Origin of the sequence: Streptomyces hokutonensis (genome assembly GCF_042751305.1) — a bacterium.
GTDB classification, from domain to species: domain Bacteria; phylum Actinomycetota; class Actinomycetes; order Streptomycetales; family Streptomycetaceae; genus Streptomyces; species Streptomyces hokutonensis_A.
In genome coordinates, this window is the sequence record NZ_JBHYWD010000008.1 from 226,037 (window position 1) to 244,280 (window position 18,244).

The following is an 18,244-nucleotide window of genomic DNA, read 5'->3' on the forward strand; positions in this document are numbered from 1 at the left end:
GTGTCGGGGGGGGTTCGTCGTGGGGGGGGGGGGCGTGGCGGGGGGGGCCCCGCGCGCGCGCCGCCCCCGGGGCCCCCCCCCCCCCCCCCGTCTGTGGGGCCGGGCTCAGCCACGGCCGGGTCTCACCTCGGCCGGGTGTCAGGCCTTCGCCGGGTGGCCGTTGAGCGCGGTCAGCGGGGTGTCCGCGAGGCCCAACTCACCGGCCCGGTCGAGTAGTTGCCGTAGCTGACCGGCGTTCGCCGGGTCCGTCCGCATCAGCTTCATCAGCAGCGCGGACACGGTGAGGTTCTGCACATCGGCCGTGGAGACCGAGCCGAGCACCCGCCCGAGGTCGTCGGCGATGTTCGACGTACCGTCCAGCCACGGGCGCGCCAACGCCTGTGCCGTATCGGAGTTCTGGACGAAGCCGTCGACGCTCCTGCCGAACGAGACCGCGGAGACGAGCCGGTCGAAGAAGACCGTGTCGCCGCCGACGATGTCGATGTCGGCGTGCTCGAGACCGGTCGCGAGGACCGTGGCCTGCGCCTCCGCGACCTGCCGCTGCACATCGAGCCCGGCCAGCCGGATCTCCTTCTCGGCCTGGAGCCGCAGCCGGTACTCCTCGTGGCCGCGCGAGGCGTCGTCGAGGGCGGCCATCGCGGCGGCCTTCTCGGTGAGCCCCTCCGCCTCGGCCTTCAACTTCTCGCCGATACCGGTGGCTTCGGCGAGCGCGTTCGCCCGTACGCCCTCGGCCTGCGCGAGCACCTTGGCCTGCGCGCCCTCGGCCTCCGCGAGCGCCAGGGCCCGGGTTCCCTCGGCCTCCGCGCGCAGCCGGGCCTCGGCGCCTTCCGCCTCCGCCCGCAGCCGCGCCCCCGTGGCCTCGGCCTCGGCGCGGCCCGCCTTCACGGTGACCTCGGCCTCCTTGTCGCGGACCTGGACCTCGGCGAGTCCGGCCGCGGCGGCCTCCGCCTGGATGCCCTCGGCGAGCCGGAGCTTGGCGCGGGCGTCGAGGTCGGCGGACTTCAACCGGGCGTCGGCGAGGGTGAGTTGCTCACCGGCGCGGTGCTTGGCGGCGGCTTCGGCGGCCTCGGCCGCCTTGATGTCCTTGACCAGCTTCTCCTGCGCCTCGGCCTCCGCCGCGATGATCACGGCCTGCCGGGTGCGCTCGGCCTCCTCGACCACCCGCAGCTTCTTGATGGCCTCCTCCTGCTCGGCGACCGTACGGTCCACGGCGATCCGTTCCCGGACCACGTCCGCGACCTCGCGCCGCTCGGCCTCGACCTCCTTGTCGCGGGCGATCCCGGACAGCGAGGTCTCCCGTTCGCGGGCGATGACTTCGAGGAGGCGGTCCTTCTCGATGCGCTCGTTCTCGACGGCGATGACCCGCTCGCGGTTCTTCTGCGCCACGGCGATCTCGCGGGCCTGGTTCTCGCGCTGGACGCCGAGTTGCTCCTCGGTGCGCAGGAACGCGGCCTGGGCGCCGAGGCGTTCCTCCTCCTGGACCTTCGCGGTGGCGGCCTCCTCGCGCGCCCGCAGCACCTCCACCTCACGGCGCTGCTTGATCTCCGCCTCGGCCTGCCGGCGTTCCAGCTCCAGGATGGTCTCCCGGGCGTCGACGTTCTGCCGGGTGATCTCCTTCTGCTCGGTGCGCTGGAACTCGTTGGTGCGGACGTGCTCGATGGTCGTCAGTTCGGTGATCTTGCGGATGCCCTGCGCGTCCAGGATGTTCTGGTTGTCGAGCTGGGTCATCGGTGTCTGTTCGAGGAAGTCGATGGCCGCGTCGTCGAGGTGGTAGCCGTTGAGGTCGGTGCCGATGACCTGGATGATCCGGTCCCGGAACTCCTCGCGCTTGGTGTAGAGATCGACGAAGTCCAGCTGCTTGCCGACGGTCTTGAGCGCCTCGGAGAACTTCGCGGCGAAGAAGTCCTGGATCGCCGCCGGGTCGCTCGCGGTCTGGGTGCCGATGGCCTGCGCGACCTTGATGACGTCCTCGACGGTCTTGTTGACCCGCACGAAGAAGCTGATGTGGATGTCGGCGCGGATGTTGTCCTGGCAGATCAGGCCCTCGCGCCCGGTGCGGCGGATCTCGATCGTCTTCACCGAGATGTCCATGAACTCGGCCTTGTGCAGCACCGGCAGGACGACGGCCCCCGTGAAGGTGACGTCGACCTTCTTCGTCTTGGAGACGATCAGCGCCCGCCCCTGCTCCACCTTCCGGAACAGCCGCCCGACCAGCAGGAGCAGGGCGAGCGCGATGAGCAGGACAACGGCGACGAACACACCGATGCCCACGGTGATGGCGTTCATGACATGGGTCCTCATGGGATGAGAAGGGTGATCGGCAAGCAGGCCGGAATCGGCGAGTGGAGATCAACGGGCGTGCGGGTGGCGCGAGTTGGCGGCCTATCCCGTCGTGCCGGGTCCGGTCCTCGGGTCCAGCGCGCTGTCGTAGGGCGCGACCCAGAAGAACTCGCCGGTCTCGTCGTAGGCGTAGAGCAGTCCGGTGCTGCCGCCGGCGAGGGCTTCGTTGCCCGTCTGCCGGACCTGGACCGTCGCGGCCGAGCCGTCCGCCGCCCTGACCTCGGCCTGCCCGAACCCGGCGTCCACCCGCCCGGTGCGAATCGTGCAGGTCAGCCCGACGAAGTCCAGCCGGGACGGCCCGTGTTCGTCGGGAAACAGGCGGTGCAGCGGCCGTACGAGCAGCTTGGTCGCCTGCCAGGAGACGTACACCGTGACGATCAGCACGACCGCCCCGACCAGGACGCCGGCCGGGCCCGAGGGGACGAGCAGCACGCTCGCGCAGAAGCTGATCAGCCAGCCGACGGCGACGAAGAGTGAGAAGGCGAGGGTCACCGGGACCCCGCCGAGCCAGCGGCCGCCGACGTGAAAATGCCCATGGGCATGACCGTGACCGTGCGCGTCGGCCGCGCCGAGGGCGACCAGCAGCCAGTAGAGGACGACCACGGCGAGCGCCGCGGTGAAGACGACGGCGGGAAAACCGGTCGCGGCAGCGATGAACGCCCCCATGATCCCGGCCCCCCGTTCTCTTACTCGCCCGACTGTCGACGGGGACACCCGGATCGCGGTTCTGGTGCCGGAAACCTGCCGGTGTCCGGCACCCGAACCATCCGCGGTGCTCCCCTGGCGCCATGGTGCACGCGGGGTGCGCGCCCGCGCATTGCCGGAACCCGGCAGTGTTCATTAGGGTCTTGATGCCGGTGACGCGCTAAGAAAGCGTCACCAGGGCGTCAAGAAAACAGGGGGCGGCGTTGCCGGAGCGCGGAAGACCTGAGCAGTATCTGGCGGGGTACGCGCAGCTCCTGGCGGAGGTCGCCGTCACCGGACGGCGGCTGACCCGGGCCGAGTTGGAGGCCCGCCGCACCCTGGGCGAACACGCGGCCGAGGCCGGACACGGGCTGCGCGCCCTGGTCAACGCCCATCTCGCCGCGACCCGCACCGCCTGGCCGGAGACTCCGGGCGCCGCCGACTGCACCCTCGCCGCCGTGCAGCAGGTCGTCGACGCCTTCGCCGAGGGCTACGAACGCGCCCAGCGGCTCGCCGTACGCCAAGAAGAGGCGGCCCGGCGGGAGTTCATCGACGATCTGCTCTACGGCCGCAGCGACCTGGGCCGCCTCGCCGAACGCGCCGAGCGTTTCGGCCTGCGCCTGTCCCACAGCCACGCCGTCGCCGTCGTCCAGGGACCGACGCCCTACGACGAGAGCGCGCCGGTGCCGCGTCAGGTGGAGCGCGCGATGATCAGCCGTTTCGGTGACCGCAACATCCTGCTCACCACCAAGGCCGGCCGGATGCTGTGCGTCGCGCCCGGCGACCAGGACGACGTCCTCACCCACTTCGCCAAGCAGTCGTACGTGGCGGCGGAGGGCGCCCGGGTGGCGATCGGCCGGCCGCAGCCGGGCGCGGGCGGGATCGTCCAGTCGTACGAGGAGGCCCTGAACACCCTCGAACTGGCCGAGCGGCTCACCCTGGAGGGCCCGCTGCTGCGCGCCGCCGACCTGCTGGTCTACCCGGTGCTCACCCGGGACCGGCAGGCGATGGCCGACCTGGTGCTCGACGCGCTGGGCCCGCTCACCAAGGCGCGTGGCGGCCCGCGCCCCCTGCTGGACACGCTCTCGACCTACTTCGACTGCGGCTGCGTGGCCGCGGAGGCCGCCCGCCGGCTCTCCCTGAGCGTGCGCGCCCTGACGTACCGCCTCGAACGCATCCACCAGCTGACCGGCGCGGACCCGGCGGACCCCGGCCAGCGCTACATGCTCCAGACGGCGGTGATCGGCGCACGGCTGCTGGACTGGCCCGACAACGAGCTGTGAGGCAGACCGTTCGGCACAGAGAAAAGCGACCCCGCGCCCGGATGGTTCGTCGGCGGCGTGGTCGCTTGGGGGGTACGGAGGTGTGCGGGGGCGGAGGCGTCAGCCCAGGGTGGTGCCGATGTACGAGGTGGATTCGGGGCCGGAGTCGGACTCGGCGGAGGGTGCGGCGGGCGCGGGCGTGGCCGGCGCGGGCGGCGTCTCGTGGCAGGTGAAGCCGAGGCGGGTCAGGGCCCGGGTCACCTCGAAGGCGGTGAAGTCACGGCGGTCCTGCTTGGTGATCACCTCGCCGACCTGCTTGACCGGGTACAGCTTGCGGCTGATGACGGCGCAGGGGCCGCTGACGGGCTGCTCCGGGCGGATGCCCTTGAGCATCTCCTCCACCTCGCTCTTCGTCAGATCGAAGGGGTAACGGGCGATCACGCAGCGCATGGTGCCTCACCAAGGGGTTCGAGCGGGAGGAGAGGGGAGGATTTCTCCTCGGGGAAAACCGGGAAGCCGGAGAACGGCGGAAGAACAGCGGGTGGCCGTAGAACGGCAGGTGGAACAGCGGGTAAATGAGCAGATACGAAAAGGGGCCCGCACCCAAGGTGCGGGCCCCTGTTTCGCAGCTTCGCGTGCTTAGGCGGGAACGATGTTCTCCGCCTGCGGGCCCTTCTGGCCCTGCGTGATGTCGAAGGTCACCTTCTGACCTTCCTGCAGCTCGCGGAAGCCCTGGGTGGCGATGTTCGAGTAGTGGGCGAAGACGTCAGCGCCGCCGCCGTCCTGCTCGATGAAGCCGAAGCCCTTTTCCGCGTTGAACCACTTCACGGTACCGGTGGCCATGTCTTAACTCCTAGGCAGTGCACGAGATCCGCACTTTACGAATCTCCTCCATCGCCGTGATGATCACCTGCCCGGAGAACCGGTTCAAAATTGGCAACCACAACTGCAACTGAAGTCAGCCTAGCACGGAACCCATTTCGGCGGCGGCGGAATTGGGTGAGAAAAGCGCCGCCCAAAACAGTGAATTTCTGTTTCGTCGACATCAGATTTTCTAGCGATGGGAGGACCGCCGCAGCTCCTCGTTCACCCGCAGCGCCTCGTCCAGCCGGTCCTCCAGGCTGATGATCCGGCAGGCGGCCTCGATGGGCGTCCCCTGGTCGACCAGCTCGCGCGCGCGGGAGGCCGTACGGAGCTGATGACGCGAGTAGCGGCGGTGACCGCCGTCCGACCGCGTCGGCGTGATCAGCCCGGCCTCACCCAGTGACCGGAGGAAACCGGGGGTGGAGGAGATCAGCTCGGCGGCCCGGCCCATGGTGTAGGCGGGGTAGTCGTCGTCGTCGAGCCGGTCGGCCGCGGGCTGCTGGCTTTCTGCGGGCATGTACACCTTTCCTGCGGGCCACCGGAGAGGGACGGCCCGCCGCAGGGGAGCGTGTTTCCCCCTACGGGAACTCTAGTCGCACCGGGGGAATCTCTGTCGCGGCGAACACAGATGTGCTCCCGCCCGTGGACGCCGGTTGACGCGCTCAGCGGCCCAGGAGCAGGACCCGGCAGGCCCCGGCGGGCGGTCGCGGATCACGCGATTCCGCTGCGACGTCCCGCCAGCCCCAGGCCCGGTACGCGGCCAGCGTCTCGGTGTCGGCGGCGGGCAGCAGGGTGACGCCGAGGGCCGGCGCGTGGTCGTCGAGCAGCCGGCGCTGCAGTCGCCGGGCGAGGTTCCAGTCCCGGTCCTGGTAGTGGGTGCGCACCCGGGGCGGGACGACGATCCCGGAGACCGCGAAGAGCCCGCCGGTGACCGCGAGGCCGCGCACGGTCCGGGGCAGACGCGTGTCGCACCCCTGCCACCAGGGATCGGCGCCGCGCACGGGGAAGCCGTGGGCGAAGGCCGTCAGGGTGGTGTTCTCGGCGATCAGCAGGGTGAACCCGGGCCGCCGGACCTCACCCGCGAGGCGGCGCAGGAACTCGGCGCGGGAGCGGGTCCCGGCGCGGGCGGCGCCGCCGGAGGTCTCCTCGTACAGATCGCCCAGGTCCTCGAACCGGTCCTCGACCTGGCGTCGGCTGAGCGGGCGGAGCCGGTCCCCCTGCCGGGGTGAGGGGCCGCGCTCCCGGCCGGGGGACCACGGCTCCCCGTGGGCCGCGCCGGTACCGCCGTGCGCGTCCGCACCGCCGTGCCTGACGAGGTCCGCGGTCATCGGCCGACCGGGCACATTCACGGTCATGGGGCGAGCCCTGCCCCGGGTGCGGACACGTCCGCCCCGGCGTAGTCGTTCGCCGAGGACGGCACCGGCGCGATATCCGGCACACGAGAAATCCTCGGTCCCTTCACGGTACGCCCGCGGGGTGGGGCACGGCCTGGAGCCGAGGTCCGGCAGCCGCGCGCTACCGCGTCACTGGTTCCAGCTCTCGTCGTACGGGTCCTTCGGCGTCGGGACCGGCTTGGCCTGGGTGACCTGGAAGTAGGGGATGGGGCGGTTGTTGACGGGGTCCTTGGTCTGCTTGGCGGAGTAGGTGCCGGTGACCAGCAGCCAGGTGTCGGGCTGCAGGACCGGTGGGATCTTGCCGGTCAGGGCGATCTTCACCGGCTGGGCGTCCGCGGCACAGCAGTTGAGGGCCATGCGGACGAGGTAGGGGGCGCCGGACTTGTCCAGGGCTATGAAGCCGGTGACCTTGAGCTGACGGGTTCCGAGGGAGTGCCCGTGGTCGTAGACCGCCCTGGTCGCGTAGTCGACGAGACCGATGGTGAGCGGGTTGCTGTCCGGGAGCTTGGAGAGGCCGTAGGGCTGCTGGATGGCCGTGCCCGTGCGGACCGCGCTGTAGGAGCCGAGGGCGGGCGGGGCGACCAGGATGAGTGCGAAGAGGGGGAGCAACAGGAGCCAGGAGATGCGGGGTTCGCGGTGCACATGACCGCCGTGGCCCTCGCCTTCCGTCTCCGCGTGAGCCTCCGTGTGCAGTGCTGCCCGCGCCTTCTCCGCCCGCGCCCGGCGCCACTCGTACCAGGCCGTCGCCAGGGCCGCGAGGATGAGTACGCCTCCGGAGAGCAGCAGGAGCGGCTGGAGGCCGGCCTTGACGTAGCGGAGGTAGAGGTTGGTGAGGCCGGCGTGCAGCAGGGCCGTGCCGATCAGGAACAGGACGGCCGCCTGCGCCTGGCGGCTCACAGCAGCACCGCCGAGGTGACGACCGCGCCCGCGATGGCGAGGACGAAGGTGGCGGGCGCGAAACGCATCGCGAAGCCGCGCCCGAACGTGCCCGCCTGCATGGCGAAGAGTTTCAGGTCGATCATCGGGCCCACCACCAGGAACGCGAGTTTCGCCGTCAGGGAGAACTGGGTCAGCGAGGCCGCCACGAACGCGTCCGCCTCCGAGCAGATCGACAGCAGGACGGCCAGGATCGAGAGGGCGAGGACCGCCACCACCGGGTTGTCGGCCGCCGTCCGCAGCCAGCTCGCGGGCGCCACCGCCTTGAGCGTCGCCGCGGACATCGCGCCGAGCACCAGGAACCCGCCGGCCTGCATCACGTCGTGCCGCACCGAGCCCCAGAACGCGGCCCCCTTGGTCTCCCCCTCGTGCGGCTCGTGCGCGGGCAGTTTCAGCCAGTCGGTGCGGCCGAGCCGCGTCCACAGCCAGCCCATCAGACAGGCCACGAGCAGGCTGCCCGCGAACCGGGCGAGGACCATCTCCGGGTTGCGCGGGAACGCCACCGCCGTCGCGGTCAGCACGATCGGGTTGATCGCCGGGGCGGAGAGCAGGAACGCGATCGCCGCCGCCGGGGTGACGCCCCTGCGCACCAGCGCCCCGGCCACCGGCACGGACGCGCACTCGCAGCCCGGCAGGATCGCTCCCGCCATCCCGGCCACCGGTACGGCCAGCACGGGATTGTTCGGCAGCGCGCGGGTGAACCACGTGGCCGGCACGAACACCGCGATGGCCGCCGACAGCAGCACGCCCAGCACCAGGAAGGGCAGCGCCTGGACGACCACGGCGACGAACACCGTCATCCAGCTCTGCATCACGGGCGCGGACAGGGCCGTACGGATGGGGCCCTGCGCCAGCACCACCAGGAGCAGCACCATGGTCAGCACGAGTGGCGAGTTGAGCTGCCAGCCGTCCTTGGCCGGTGCCTGGGGTTCCTTGGCCGGTGCCTGGGGTTCCTTGGCCGACGCCTGGGGTTCCGGGAGTGTTTCCGGGGTCGGCGGAGTCTCCGTGGTCGGCGCGGCTGGTTCGGTGGTGATGGCCACGGCTGTGCTACCTCCGGCAAGTGCGGGGTTTCGCGAGTTTTGCTCCCTGTCTCTGCATACGGCAACCAGGGCGCGGGTGTTCAGCGCAATACTGGAACCACCCGCCTCCTTGGGGCAGTCTTTCCCCTCGTGGCGAGCAGCGTTCCTCATCAGACCCCGCCGGGCACCGCCCGGGCACACATGGTGGTGTGCGGCGACGACGCGCTCGCGCACCGGCTCGCGGCCGAACTGCGCACGGTCTACGGCGAACAGATCACCCTCGTCGTACCGCTCTCCGAGGCCAACTCCCGCCCGCCGGTCGTGGGCCGCGCCCGTGCCGCCTCGGTGGCACTGCGCGACCGGGTCAACGCGGCGGTGGCCAGGGCGAACGGCAACGGCGCACCGCCCGCCCCCGAAACCCCGCGCGGGGAGCGGGTGTTGGAGGTTCCCGAGCTGACCGAGGCGGTGTTCGCGGAGGCGGGCGTGGAGCGGGCGACCGCGCTGGCGCTCGTGCACGACGACGACGAGACCAACATCCGCGCCGCCCTCACCGCCCGCCGCCTCAACCCCCGTATCCGGCTCGTGCTGCGCCTCTACAACCGGCGGCTCGGCCAGCACATCGAGGAACTCCTCGACCAGGCGGCCGCGTTGGCGACCGGGGACAGCTCTGTCTCGGGGTTCGACGCGTCCACCACCGTGCTCTCCGACGCCGACACCGCCGCGCCCGCGCTCGCCGCCACCGCCCTCGCCGGTACCAGCAAGGTCGTCCAGACCGACGGGCTGCTGCTGCGCGCGGTGGAACGGCCACCGCCCGCGCCCGGCGAGGTCGCCGACCCCGGGCTGGCCACGCTCGCCCTGCTGTCGGCGACCAGCAGCGATCCGGCGGGCGCGGACGGCTCCGAGGGCATGGGCGAACAGGGCCCGCGCCTGCTGCCCGACGCGGCGGCCGTCGCCTCGGCCACCGGGCGCGGGACCGTCGTCCTCGAACAAGTCTCGTACGCCGGGCCGCAGTTGCCGGGCGGACGCGGGGGCGGTGTCGTACCGCCCTTCTCCTCGCTCTTCTCGCGGCGGCTGCGCTGGTCGCTGGCGGGCATGGTGGCGTGCGTGATCGCGCTCGCCGTGTCGCTGTGGCTGGTGACCGGTATCCATCCCGTGCGGGCCTTCTATCTGACGTTGCTCGATCTCTTCGCGATCGACGACCCCGCGATCGGGGCGCCGCTGGGCCGGCAGATCCTCCAACTCCTCTCCGGTCTGGTCGGGTTGCTGATGCTTCCGGTGCTGCTGGCCGCGGTCCTCGAGGCCCTCGGCACGTTCCGTACGGCGTCCGCGCTGCGCAAGCCGCCGCGCGGGCTCGGGGGGCATGTGGTGCTGCTCGGGCTCGGCAAGATCGGCACCCGGGTGCTGACCCGGCTGCGCGAACTCAACATCCCCGTGGTGTGCGTCGAGGCCGACCCCGAGGCGCGCGGTCTCGCGGTCGCGCGCCGGCTGCGGGTGCCGGTGATCCTCGGGGACGTCACCCAGGAGGGCGTCCTGGAGTCCGCCAAGATCCACCGCGCGCACGCCCTGCTCGCGGTCACCAGCTCCGACACCACCAACCTCGAAGCCGTCCTCTACGCCCGCTCCGTACGGTCCGATCTGCGCGTCGTCCTCCGGCTCTACGACGACGACTTCGCGACCGCCGTGTACCGCACCCTGCGCGCCGCCCACCCCGGTGCCCTCACCCGGAGCCGGAGCGTCTCGCATCTGGCCGCGCCCGCGTTCGCCGGGGCGATGATGGGGCGGCAGATCCTGGGCGCGATCCCCGTCGAGCGGCGGGTGCTGCTGTTCGCGGCGATGGCCGTGGGCGGGCATCCCCAGCTGGAGGGGAAGACGGTCGCCGAGGCGTTCCGCGCCGGGTCGTGGCGGGTGCTGGCCCTGGACACGGCGAACCCGGACGCGTCGGAGGACGTACGGCGGTCGGGGCTGGTGTGGGACCTGCCCGACACGTATGTCCTGCGGGGTTCGGACCGGGTGGTGCTCGCCGCGACCCGGCGGGGGCTGGCGGAGTTGCTGGGGCGGCGGCCCCGGGACCGGGCGGGGACGTAGGGAGCAGGGGTTCCGGACCCCCGCTCCTCACGCGCCGCCAGGAAAAAACCTGCTGGGAAAACGGGGCTACTTCACCAAGTGCCTTGCCGCGAAGTCCAGTTCCAGTCTCACCTGCTTGATCCGCTCGTCCACCACCAGTGACCCGTGGCCCGCGTCGTACCGGTACACCTCGTGGACGGCGCCCCGCTGCTCCAGCCGTTTCACGTAGTTGTCGATCTGGCGGATCGGGCAGCGGGGGTCGTTGACGCCGGCCGAGATGTAGACGGGGGACGTGACCTTGTCGACGTAGGTCAGCGGGGAGGACGCCTCGAAGCGGTCGGGGACCTCTTCGGGGGTGCCGCCCAGCAGGGTGCGGTCCATGGCCTTCAGGGCTTCCATCTCGTCGTGGTACGCGGCGACGTAGTCGGCGACCGGGACGGCCGCGATGCCGAGCGTCCACGCGTCGGGCTGGGTGCCGATGCCGAGGAGGGTGAGGTAGCCGCCCCAGGAGCCGCCGGTGAGGATCAGCCTGTCGGGGTCGGCGAGGCCGGAGCTGATCGCCCACTCCCGGACCGCCGCGATGTCCTCCAGCTCGATCAGACCGACCCGGACCTTCAACGCGTCGGTCCACGCGCGCCCGTACCCGGTGGAGCCGCGGTAGTTGACCCGGACGACCGCGTAACCGTGGTCGACCCAGGCCGCCGGGCCCGCCGCGAAGGAGTCGCTGTCGTGCCAGGTCGGGCCGCCGTGGATGTCGAAGACGGTCGGGAGGGGGCCGGTCGCGCCCGCCGGCTTCTGGACCAGGGCGTGGATGCGGCCGCCGGGGCCCTCCACCCACACGTCCTCGACCGGGACCGAGCCGGGCGACTTCAGGCCGGGCGGATCGAGCACGACCTCGCCGGTCGTCGAGCGCACGGCGGACGGTTCGGCGGCCGAGGACCAGAGGTATTCGACGCTGCCGTCGGGGCGGGCCGTCGCACCCGAGACGGAGCCGGGCGGGGTCGGCACCTTCTCCAGGTCGCCCGAGGCGAGGTCGTAGCGGAAGACCTCGCTGCGGGCCTCGAAGCTGTGCGCGATGAGGAGGGCCGAGCCGTCCGGGTACCACTCGGCGCTCACGTCACCGGGCAGGTCAAGGGCCAGGTCGGTCTCGCCGCCCTTCACCACGTCCCACACCAGGGGCTCCCAACGGCCGCGCCGCTGATGGCCGATGAGGAGCCTGGTGTCGCCCTCGACGGGTGCGAAGCCGAGCACTTCGAGGCCCAGTTCCTCGGTGCCGCCCCTGGTGTCGTCCAGGTCGGCGACCGCCGTGCCGTCCGGGCGCAGGACACGCAGCGCCGAGTGCATCGCGTCGCCGTGCTCGGTGTGCTCGATCGCGATCAGCGTGCCGTCGTGCGAGAGGTCGCCGACGCCCGCGGACTCGCGGTGGCGGTAGAGCAGTGTGGTCTCCTCGCCGGTGCGGGCGAGGTGGATCGTCGTACCGTCCTCGTCCGTCGAGCGGCCCACGACCGCCGTGCGGCCGTCGCGCGCGAGGGCCAGCCCGGCCGGGTAGGACGGTTCGAGGCCTGGGACGGCCGGTTCGTCGGGGCCGCCCTTGAAGGGCTGGCGGCGCCAGACGCCGAACTCGTCGCCGTCCTTGTCGTCGAACCACCAGATCCACTCCCCGTCCGGGGAGAGCACACCGTCCGTCGTGCCGTTCGGCCGGTCCGTGACCTGGCGTTGCTCGCCCGTCGCCCGGTCCCAGGCGTACAGCTCATACGTCCCTGTCGCGTTCGACACGAACAGGGAACGGTCGGGTGCGTCCTCCGCCCAGTCGGGCAGGGACACTCGGGGCGCCCTGAAGCGCTTCTCCCAGTCCGGTGTGTACGCGGACCCGTTGCTCTCAGTCATGGCCCCATACTGCCCGCCCTCACAGACATTGCACTGACCGGATCCTCAGCCTGTGGATAACTTCGACCAAGACCCGGTCGGAGCATTGCCGACGGCGGGTGAACCTCCGGGCCGACCCCAGGGCCGAGGCCCTCACGGCAGCCCCGTACCGTGGAAGGCGTGTACCGGTTTCTGCTGACATCGCGCTGGTGGGGCATCAACGTCTTCGTACTGCTCGCCATCCCCTTCTGCATCTTCATGGGGTCGTGGCAGCTGAGCCGGTTCCAGGCGCGCGTGGACAGCAGCCACCAGGCCACCAAGCAGGTCGAGACGGACCGCACCGAGGCCGCCCGCCCGCTCGCCGAACTGCTGCCCGTCGACCAGGCCACCTCGGGTCGGCAGACCACCGCGACCGGCCGCTACGGCAAGCAACTCCTCGTCCCCGGCCGCCAGTTGGACGGGAAGAACGGCTACTACGTCCTCACCCTGCTGCGCACCGACGACGGCAAGGCGCTGCCCGTGGTGCGCGGCTGGCTGCCCGGCACGCCCGACGCGGCGAAGGCACCGGCCGCTCCCACCGGCGAGGTCACCGTCACCGGCTCGCTCCAGGCCTCCGAGACCCCCGGCGACAACGGCGTCAGCGCCCAGGGCGGGCTGCCGTCCGGCCAGACCGCGGCGATCAGCGCGGCCTCGCTGGTGAACCTGGTGCCGTACCCCGTGTACGACGCGTGGATCACGCTCGACAAGGCCGACTCCGGGATGACGGCCGTACCGGCGACCGCGCCCGCGAACACCGGCCTCGACCTGAAGGCGTTCCAGAACCTGGGCTACACCGGCGAGTGGTTCGTCTTCGCGGGCTTCGTCGTCTTCATGTGGTTCCGGCTGCTGCGCCGCGAGGTGGAGTTCGCGCGGGACGCGGAACTGGGGCTGCTGCCCGAGGACGAGAGCGAGCAGGCGGCCCGCGTCACCGTCTGACGCCGCCGGGTCCCCCGTGGACCGGCGACCGGCGGCCGTCCCGCGTCCTACGACGCCGGCAGCAGGCCCGTCCGGTAGATCGTCCCCGCGCACGCGTTCGGTACGACGGCCGAGGTCGTCGGTGAGCCCGCCTCCGCGGTGTGGGAGACCTGGACACTGCCGTCGAGCGTGCCGTCCTCGTGGAGCAGCTGGGTGGACGTACCGGTGTCACCGGCGGTGGAGCCGCTGGTGGTGCTGGCGTCCTCCGAGGGCGACGGGCTGGGCGTGGTGCCGCCGGTGGTGGTGCCGCCGCTGTTGCCGCCACTGCTGGTGGGGCAGGTCTCAGAGGGCACCCAGGCGAACTTGACCTGGTAGGCGGAGCCCGGCAGCAGCACCAGTTCGGCGGGCTCCGTCGACGGGTCGGGCAGGCCGGTCGCCGCGTCCCCCGCCGCGTGCCGCGTCACGGAGATCTTGGTGCTGTCCGCGGCCCCCAGCGGGGAGAATCCCACGGTGCCGGCGCCGCCGACGGTACAGCTGGTGCCGGAGGTGTTGGTGACGGTGAACGTGCCGTAGACGATGCCCCCCGCGTCGGCGGCGGCCACGGACGAGGTGGCCGAGCCGAGCTGGTCGGCGCCGCAGATGGGCGCGGCCGTCCCGGTGCTGGACGAGGGGTTGGCGCTCACGGTGCCGGCGCCCGGGCTCTTGCTCCCGCCCGTGTTCTTGTGGCCGCCCGGATTCTGCCCCGACGTCTGCCCGGAGGAGCCGCCGGAGGTGCCGGAACCCCCGTCCGGGTTCTTGCCCTGGCTGGTGCCGCCCTGGGCCTGTGAGCTGTTGCCCGCCATGGACGGGTCGACGGAACCGGTCGAGTTCGAGACGTGCACGAGGGCCGGGATGGCGGTGCCGAAGAAGAGCGCGGCGGCGGCCATGCCGACGACGGCCTGGCGCTTGCGGGCCCGGCGGGCGGGCACCGCCTTGCGCAGGTGCTCCAGCGTGCCGTCGCGCGGCTCGACCTCCTGGACCGCCTGGTGCAGCAGCCGGCGCAGCGCCAGCTCGTCCGGGGCGAATCCCTCGGTGTCGTGGTCGCCGAGCCCGCCGAGTTGCGCGGCGAGCCCCGCGAGCCCCCCGGATCCTCCGGGGGTGCGCCCCTCGACGGTCTCGGGGTTCTCAGGGCTCTCGGTGCCGTCGCGGTTCTCGGGGTTCTCGGGGTTGTCCCCTCCGGAGTCGCCTCCGGAGTTCCCGTCGATGCTCGGCCCGTTGGGGCTCTGTTCGTCGGGGCCGTGGTTCACAATTCCGTTCCCAGCGTGCGATTCGTTCGGTTCTTCCTTGCGCGCCCAGGTCGGACCGCGCCGGATCTCCGGCTCGCGCCGCGCGCGCGAGCCGTTCCCGTCGACGTTGTCGCTCATGCCGATGCCTCCATCGCGATGCGGAGGGCGGCGATGCCGCGGGAGCCGTACGCCTTCACCGAGCCCAGCGATATGCCGAGCGACTCGGCGACCTGCGCCTCGGTCATGTCCGCGAAGTAGCGCAGGACCAGGACCTCGCGCTGGCGGCGCTGCAGGCCCTTCATCGCCTTGATGAGGGAGTCGCGCTCCAACTGGTCGTAGGCGCCCTCCTCCGCGCTGGCCATGTCCGGCATCGGCTTCGAGAGGAGCTTGAGGCCGAGGATGCGGCGGCGCAGGGCCGAGCGGGAGAGGTTGACGACGGTCTGGCGCAGATACGCCAGGGTCTTCTCGGGGTCACGGACACGTTTGCGCGCCGAGTGGACCCGGATGAACGCCTCCTGGACGACGTCCTCGCAGGAGGCGGTGTCGTCGAGGAGGAGCGCGGCCAGGCCGAGCAGCGAGCGGTAGTGCGCCCGATAGGTCTCGGTGAGGTGGTCGACGGTCGTTCCGGCCGCGACGGTGTCGTCGACACCTTCGCGCTGGTTCGGGATGCGGGCGGGCCGCGCTGCGGGCATCGGCGCGATCACCGGCATGCCGCCGGGCGCACGGGATCCACGCGGAGGCCGTAGGGCCGTGCCGCGTGCCGCAGTGAAGTCGAGTACCTGAGCCACGCAAGTTGGACACGCTTCCCCCCTCGGGGGTTGTACGCGCCGACCGTCACATTTATGTCAGACGAAACAAACAGTCCACCCACCCGTCTGGTGTCAGGCAGCACAACCGACAGTGCGTCGAACACCCTCATGCCTACCCGCTCTTCCCCTGTGTCACGAATGTGGGGGGCGTCCCCACGCCCCTCACCGCATCCCCGCGCCCGCTGAAGGGCGTCCGCAAAGACGCTCCCCGCTCACCGCGCGGTTGCGGGAAGCGGGGAGTGAAATCTTCGGATGCGGAGGTGGCTGGATTCAAGTGGTCCCAACCATTAATCCGGCCACATCGCGCACATTGATCCTACAAACCTCTGCGCCACTGGCCAGCGGATTTACGGCCGGGCGGAGTGAGCGGGTCCGGTTCTCACCCGAGGTCGCGCGCCACCAGCTCGGCGATCTGTGCCGTATTGAGGGCCGCTCCCTTGCGCAAATTGTCGCCGCAGACGAACAGTTCGAGCGCGGTCGGGTCGTCCAGCGCCCGCCGCAGCCGCCCCACCCAGGTCGGGTCGGTGCCGACCACGTCGGCGGGCGTCGGGAACTCCCCGGCGGCCGGATTGTCGAAGAGGACGACACCCGGGGCCGTGGCGAGGATCTCGCGCGCCTTGTCGACGGTGACCTCGCCCTGGAAACGGGCGTGGACGGTGAGGGAGTGCGTGGTGACCACGGGAACGCGCACACAGGTCACGGCGACCGGCAGTGCGGGCTGGCCGAGGATCTTGCGGGTCTCGTCCCGCACCTTCATCTCCTCCGAGGACCAGCCGTCCTCGCGCAGGGACCCGGCCCACGGTACGACGTTCAGCGCCACCGGCTCCGGGAACGGCCCGGTGTTGTCGCCGACGGCCCGCCGTACGTCTCCGGGCTTGGTGCCAAGTTCGGTGCCCGCGACCAGGGCGAGCTGCTGACGCAGGGTGTCCACGCCGGCCCGGCCGGCCCCGCTCACCGCCTGGTACGACGACACCACCAGCTCGCGCAGCCCGAACTCGGCGTGCAGCGCGCCGACGGCGACGATCATCGACAGGGTCGTGCAGTTCGGGTTGGCGATGATGCCGCGCGGCCGCCAACGCACCTTGTGCGGGTTGACCTCGGGGACCACCAGGGGCACCTCGGGGTCCATCCGGAAGGCGCCCGAGTTGTCGACGACGACCACGCCCTTGGCGGCGGCGACCGGCGCCCACTGGGCGGAGATCTCGTCGGGGACGTCGAACATCGCGACGTCGACCCCGTCGAAGGCCTCCTCGGTGAGGGCCACCACCTCGACCTGCTCCCCGCGCACGGCCAGCTTGCGGCCGGCCGAGCGCGGAGAGGCGATCAGGCGGATCTCGCCCCAGATGTCCGCATGCTGGGACAGGATCTGGAGCATGACCGTGCCGACGGCCCCGGTCGCTCCGACAACGGCGAGCGTCGGACGCACGGTCGCTCCGGTGGTGGCCATCAGCGGCCGGTGCCTCCGTAGACGACGGCTTCGTCGCTGTCGGAGTCCAGGCCGAACGCCGTGTGCACGGCGCGGACGGCCTCGTTGACGTCGTCGGCGCGCGTCACGACCGAGATGCGGATCTCGGAGGTCGAGATCAGCTCGATGTTGACGCCCGCGTCGGACAGGGCGGTGAAGAAGTCGGCGGTGACGCCCGGGTTCGTCTTCATCCCGGCGCCCACCAGCGAGATCTTCCCGATCTGGTCGTCGTAGCGCAGCGACTCGAAGCCGATGCCGTCCTTGTTCTTCTCCAGGGCGTCGATGGCCTTGCGGCCCTCCGCCTTGGGAAGGGTGAAGGAGATGTCCGTCAGGCCCGTCGAGGCCGCCGACACGTTCTGCACGATCATGTCGATGTTGACCTGCGCGTCGGAGATCGTCCGGAAGATCACCGCGGCCTCGCCCGGCTTGTCGGGCACACCGACGACCGTGATCTTGGCCTCGGAGGTGTCGTGCGCGACACCGGAGATGATGGCCTGCTCCACCTTCTGGTCCCCAATCGGCTCACTGCTGACCCACGTGCCCTGAAGTCCGCTGAAGCTGGACCGCACATGGATCGGGATGTCGTAACGGCGGGCGTACTCCACACAGCGGTGGAGCAGCACCTTGGAGCCGGAGGCGGCGAGCTCCAGCATGTCCTCGAAGACGATCCAGTCGATCTTCTTCGCCTTCGGCACCACACGCGGGTCGGCGGTGAACACACCGTCGACGTCCGTGTAGATCTCGCAGACCTCGGCGTCGAGGGCGGCGGCCAGCGCGACGGCGGTGGTGTCACTGCCACCGCGCCCCAGCGTGGTGATGTCCTTCTTGTCCTGGCTCACACCCTGGAACCCGGCGACGATGGCGATGTTGCCCTCGTCGAGCGCGGTCCGGATGCGCCCCGGCGTGACATCGATGATCCGGGCTTTGTTGTGGACCGAGTCGGTGATGACGCCTGCCTGGCTGCCGGTGAACGACTGGGCTTCGTGCCCCAGGTTTTTGATCGCCATGGCCAGCAGTGCCATGGAGATCCGCTCTCCGGCGGTCAGCAGCATGTCGAACTCACGCCCGGCGGGCATCGGAGATACCTGCTCGGCGAGATCGATCAGCTCGTCCGTCGTGTCGCCCATCGCGGAAACGACGACGACCACTTGGTGGCCGTTCTTCTTCGCTTCCACGATTCGCTTGGCGACGCGCTTGATGCCCTCGGCATCGGCTACGGAGGAGCCTCCGTACTTCTGCACGACAAGGCCCACGTGCGCTCCTCGCTCAGTCCTGGTGTGTCGGCTCAGTTTAACGAGCGCCCGAAATTCCCTTCCCAGGTA

General features: G+C 71.2%; 16 protein-coding genes. 3 read left to right on the forward strand and 13 right to left on the reverse strand.

All coding sequences use genetic code 11. The annotated features are described in order from the left end of the window. Nucleotides 1-138: 138 nt before the first annotated feature. Complete coding sequence (locus tag ACFXC1_RS22810) at nt 139-2,286, reverse strand: flotillin family protein (protein ID WP_381245272.1); 2,148 nt, start codon at nt 2,284-2,286, stop codon at nt 139-141. A gap of 96 nt (nt 2,287-2,382) precedes the next feature. Further along, nucleotides 2,383-3,006 carry a hypothetical protein gene (locus ACFXC1_RS22815; RefSeq protein ID WP_381245274.1) on the reverse strand — a complete coding sequence of 208 codons (624 nt, stop codon included), beginning with the start codon at nt 3,004-3,006 and terminating at the stop codon, nt 2,383-2,385. Between the two features lie 242 nt (nt 3,007-3,248). Here ACFXC1_RS22815 and ACFXC1_RS22820 point away from each other — a divergent pair, with 242 nt between their 5' ends. Further along, entirely contained in the window at nt 3,249-4,307 is a 1,059-nt protein-coding gene (locus ACFXC1_RS22820; RefSeq protein ID WP_381245276.1) for a PucR family transcriptional regulator, read from the forward strand. 99 nt (nt 4,308-4,406) lie between these two features. Here the strand turns inward: ACFXC1_RS22820 and ACFXC1_RS22825 are convergent, their stop codons facing one another. From ACFXC1_RS22825 to ACFXC1_RS22850, 6 genes are all read right to left on the reverse strand, one after another. Continuing rightward, nucleotides 4,407-4,736 carry an SCO5918 family protein gene (locus ACFXC1_RS22825; protein WP_262061246.1) on the reverse strand — a complete coding sequence of 110 codons (330 nt, stop codon included), beginning with the start codon at nt 4,734-4,736 and terminating at the stop codon, nt 4,407-4,409. Nucleotides 4,737-4,925: 189 nt separating this feature from the next. Further along, complete coding sequence (locus tag ACFXC1_RS22830; protein ID WP_019063123.1) at nt 4,926-5,129, reverse strand: cold-shock protein; 204 nt, start codon at nt 5,127-5,129, stop codon at nt 4,926-4,928. A gap of 211 nt (nt 5,130-5,340) precedes the next feature. After that, entirely contained in the window at nt 5,341-5,667 is a 327-nt protein-coding gene (locus tag ACFXC1_RS22835) for a MerR family transcriptional regulator (protein ID WP_381245279.1), read from the reverse strand. Between the two features lie 145 nt (nt 5,668-5,812). Next, the gene (locus ACFXC1_RS22840) at nt 5,813-6,478 is read right to left on the reverse strand and encodes a hypothetical protein (protein ID WP_381245281.1); all 666 of its coding nucleotides are present in this window, start codon (nt 6,476-6,478) and stop codon (nt 5,813-5,815) included. A 195-nt stretch (nt 6,479-6,673) separates the two neighbouring features. After that, entirely contained in the window at nt 6,674-7,441 is a 768-nt protein-coding gene (locus ACFXC1_RS22845) for a TIGR03943 family putative permease subunit (RefSeq protein WP_381245283.1), read from the reverse strand. Further along, nucleotides 7,438-8,520 (reverse strand): permease, encoded by a 1,083-nt coding sequence (locus ACFXC1_RS22850; protein ID WP_381245285.1) that lies wholly within the window; start codon nt 8,518-8,520, stop codon nt 7,438-7,440. The genes ACFXC1_RS22845 and ACFXC1_RS22850 overlap by 4 nt, the downstream gene beginning before the upstream one ends. Before the next feature lie 180 nt (nt 8,521-8,700). Here ACFXC1_RS22850 and ACFXC1_RS22855 point away from each other — a divergent pair, with 180 nt between their 5' ends. Further along, on the forward strand, nt 8,701-10,584 hold the full coding sequence (locus ACFXC1_RS22855) for a potassium channel family protein (protein ID WP_381245538.1): 1,884 nt from the start codon (nt 8,701-8,703) through the stop codon (nt 10,582-10,584). A gap of 66 nt (nt 10,585-10,650) precedes the next feature. On the opposite strand, the gene ACFXC1_RS22860 is transcribed toward ACFXC1_RS22855, so the two are convergent. Continuing rightward, nucleotides 10,651-12,450: a S9 family peptidase gene (locus tag ACFXC1_RS22860; RefSeq protein WP_381245287.1), complete on the reverse strand. Its 1,800-nt coding sequence runs from the start codon at nt 12,448-12,450 to the stop codon at nt 10,651-10,653. A 159-nt stretch (nt 12,451-12,609) separates the two neighbouring features. Between ACFXC1_RS22860 and ACFXC1_RS22865 the strand changes: the two genes are divergently transcribed. After that, nucleotides 12,610-13,404 (forward strand): SURF1 family protein, encoded by a 795-nt coding sequence (locus ACFXC1_RS22865; RefSeq protein ID WP_381245289.1) that lies wholly within the window; start codon nt 12,610-12,612, stop codon nt 13,402-13,404. Nucleotides 13,405-13,451: 47 nt separating this feature from the next. Here the strand turns inward: ACFXC1_RS22865 and ACFXC1_RS22870 are convergent, their stop codons facing one another. The 4 genes from ACFXC1_RS22870 to ACFXC1_RS22885 all read right to left on the reverse strand — a co-directional run bounded on the left by ACFXC1_RS22870 (nt 13,452) and on the right by ACFXC1_RS22885 (nt 18,175). Continuing rightward, nucleotides 13,452-14,786 carry a DUF4232 domain-containing protein gene (locus ACFXC1_RS22870; RefSeq protein WP_381245291.1) on the reverse strand — a complete coding sequence of 445 codons (1,335 nt, stop codon included), beginning with the start codon at nt 14,784-14,786 and terminating at the stop codon, nt 13,452-13,454. Beyond that, nucleotides 14,783-15,358 carry a SigE family RNA polymerase sigma factor gene (locus ACFXC1_RS22875; RefSeq protein ID WP_381245540.1) on the reverse strand — a complete coding sequence of 192 codons (576 nt, stop codon included), beginning with the start codon at nt 15,356-15,358 and terminating at the stop codon, nt 14,783-14,785. Before ACFXC1_RS22875 ends, ACFXC1_RS22870 begins: the two co-directional genes overlap by 4 nt. A 478-nt stretch (nt 15,359-15,836) precedes the next feature. After that, nucleotides 15,837-16,904 carry an aspartate-semialdehyde dehydrogenase gene (locus ACFXC1_RS22880; RefSeq protein ID WP_381245293.1) on the reverse strand — a complete coding sequence of 356 codons (1,068 nt, stop codon included), beginning with the start codon at nt 16,902-16,904 and terminating at the stop codon, nt 15,837-15,839. Continuing rightward, the gene (locus ACFXC1_RS22885; RefSeq protein WP_381245295.1) at nt 16,904-18,175 is read right to left on the reverse strand and encodes an aspartate kinase; all 1,272 of its coding nucleotides are present in this window, start codon (nt 18,173-18,175) and stop codon (nt 16,904-16,906) included. The genes ACFXC1_RS22880 and ACFXC1_RS22885 overlap by 1 nt, the downstream gene beginning before the upstream one ends. Nucleotides 18,176-18,244: the final 69 nt, after the last annotated feature.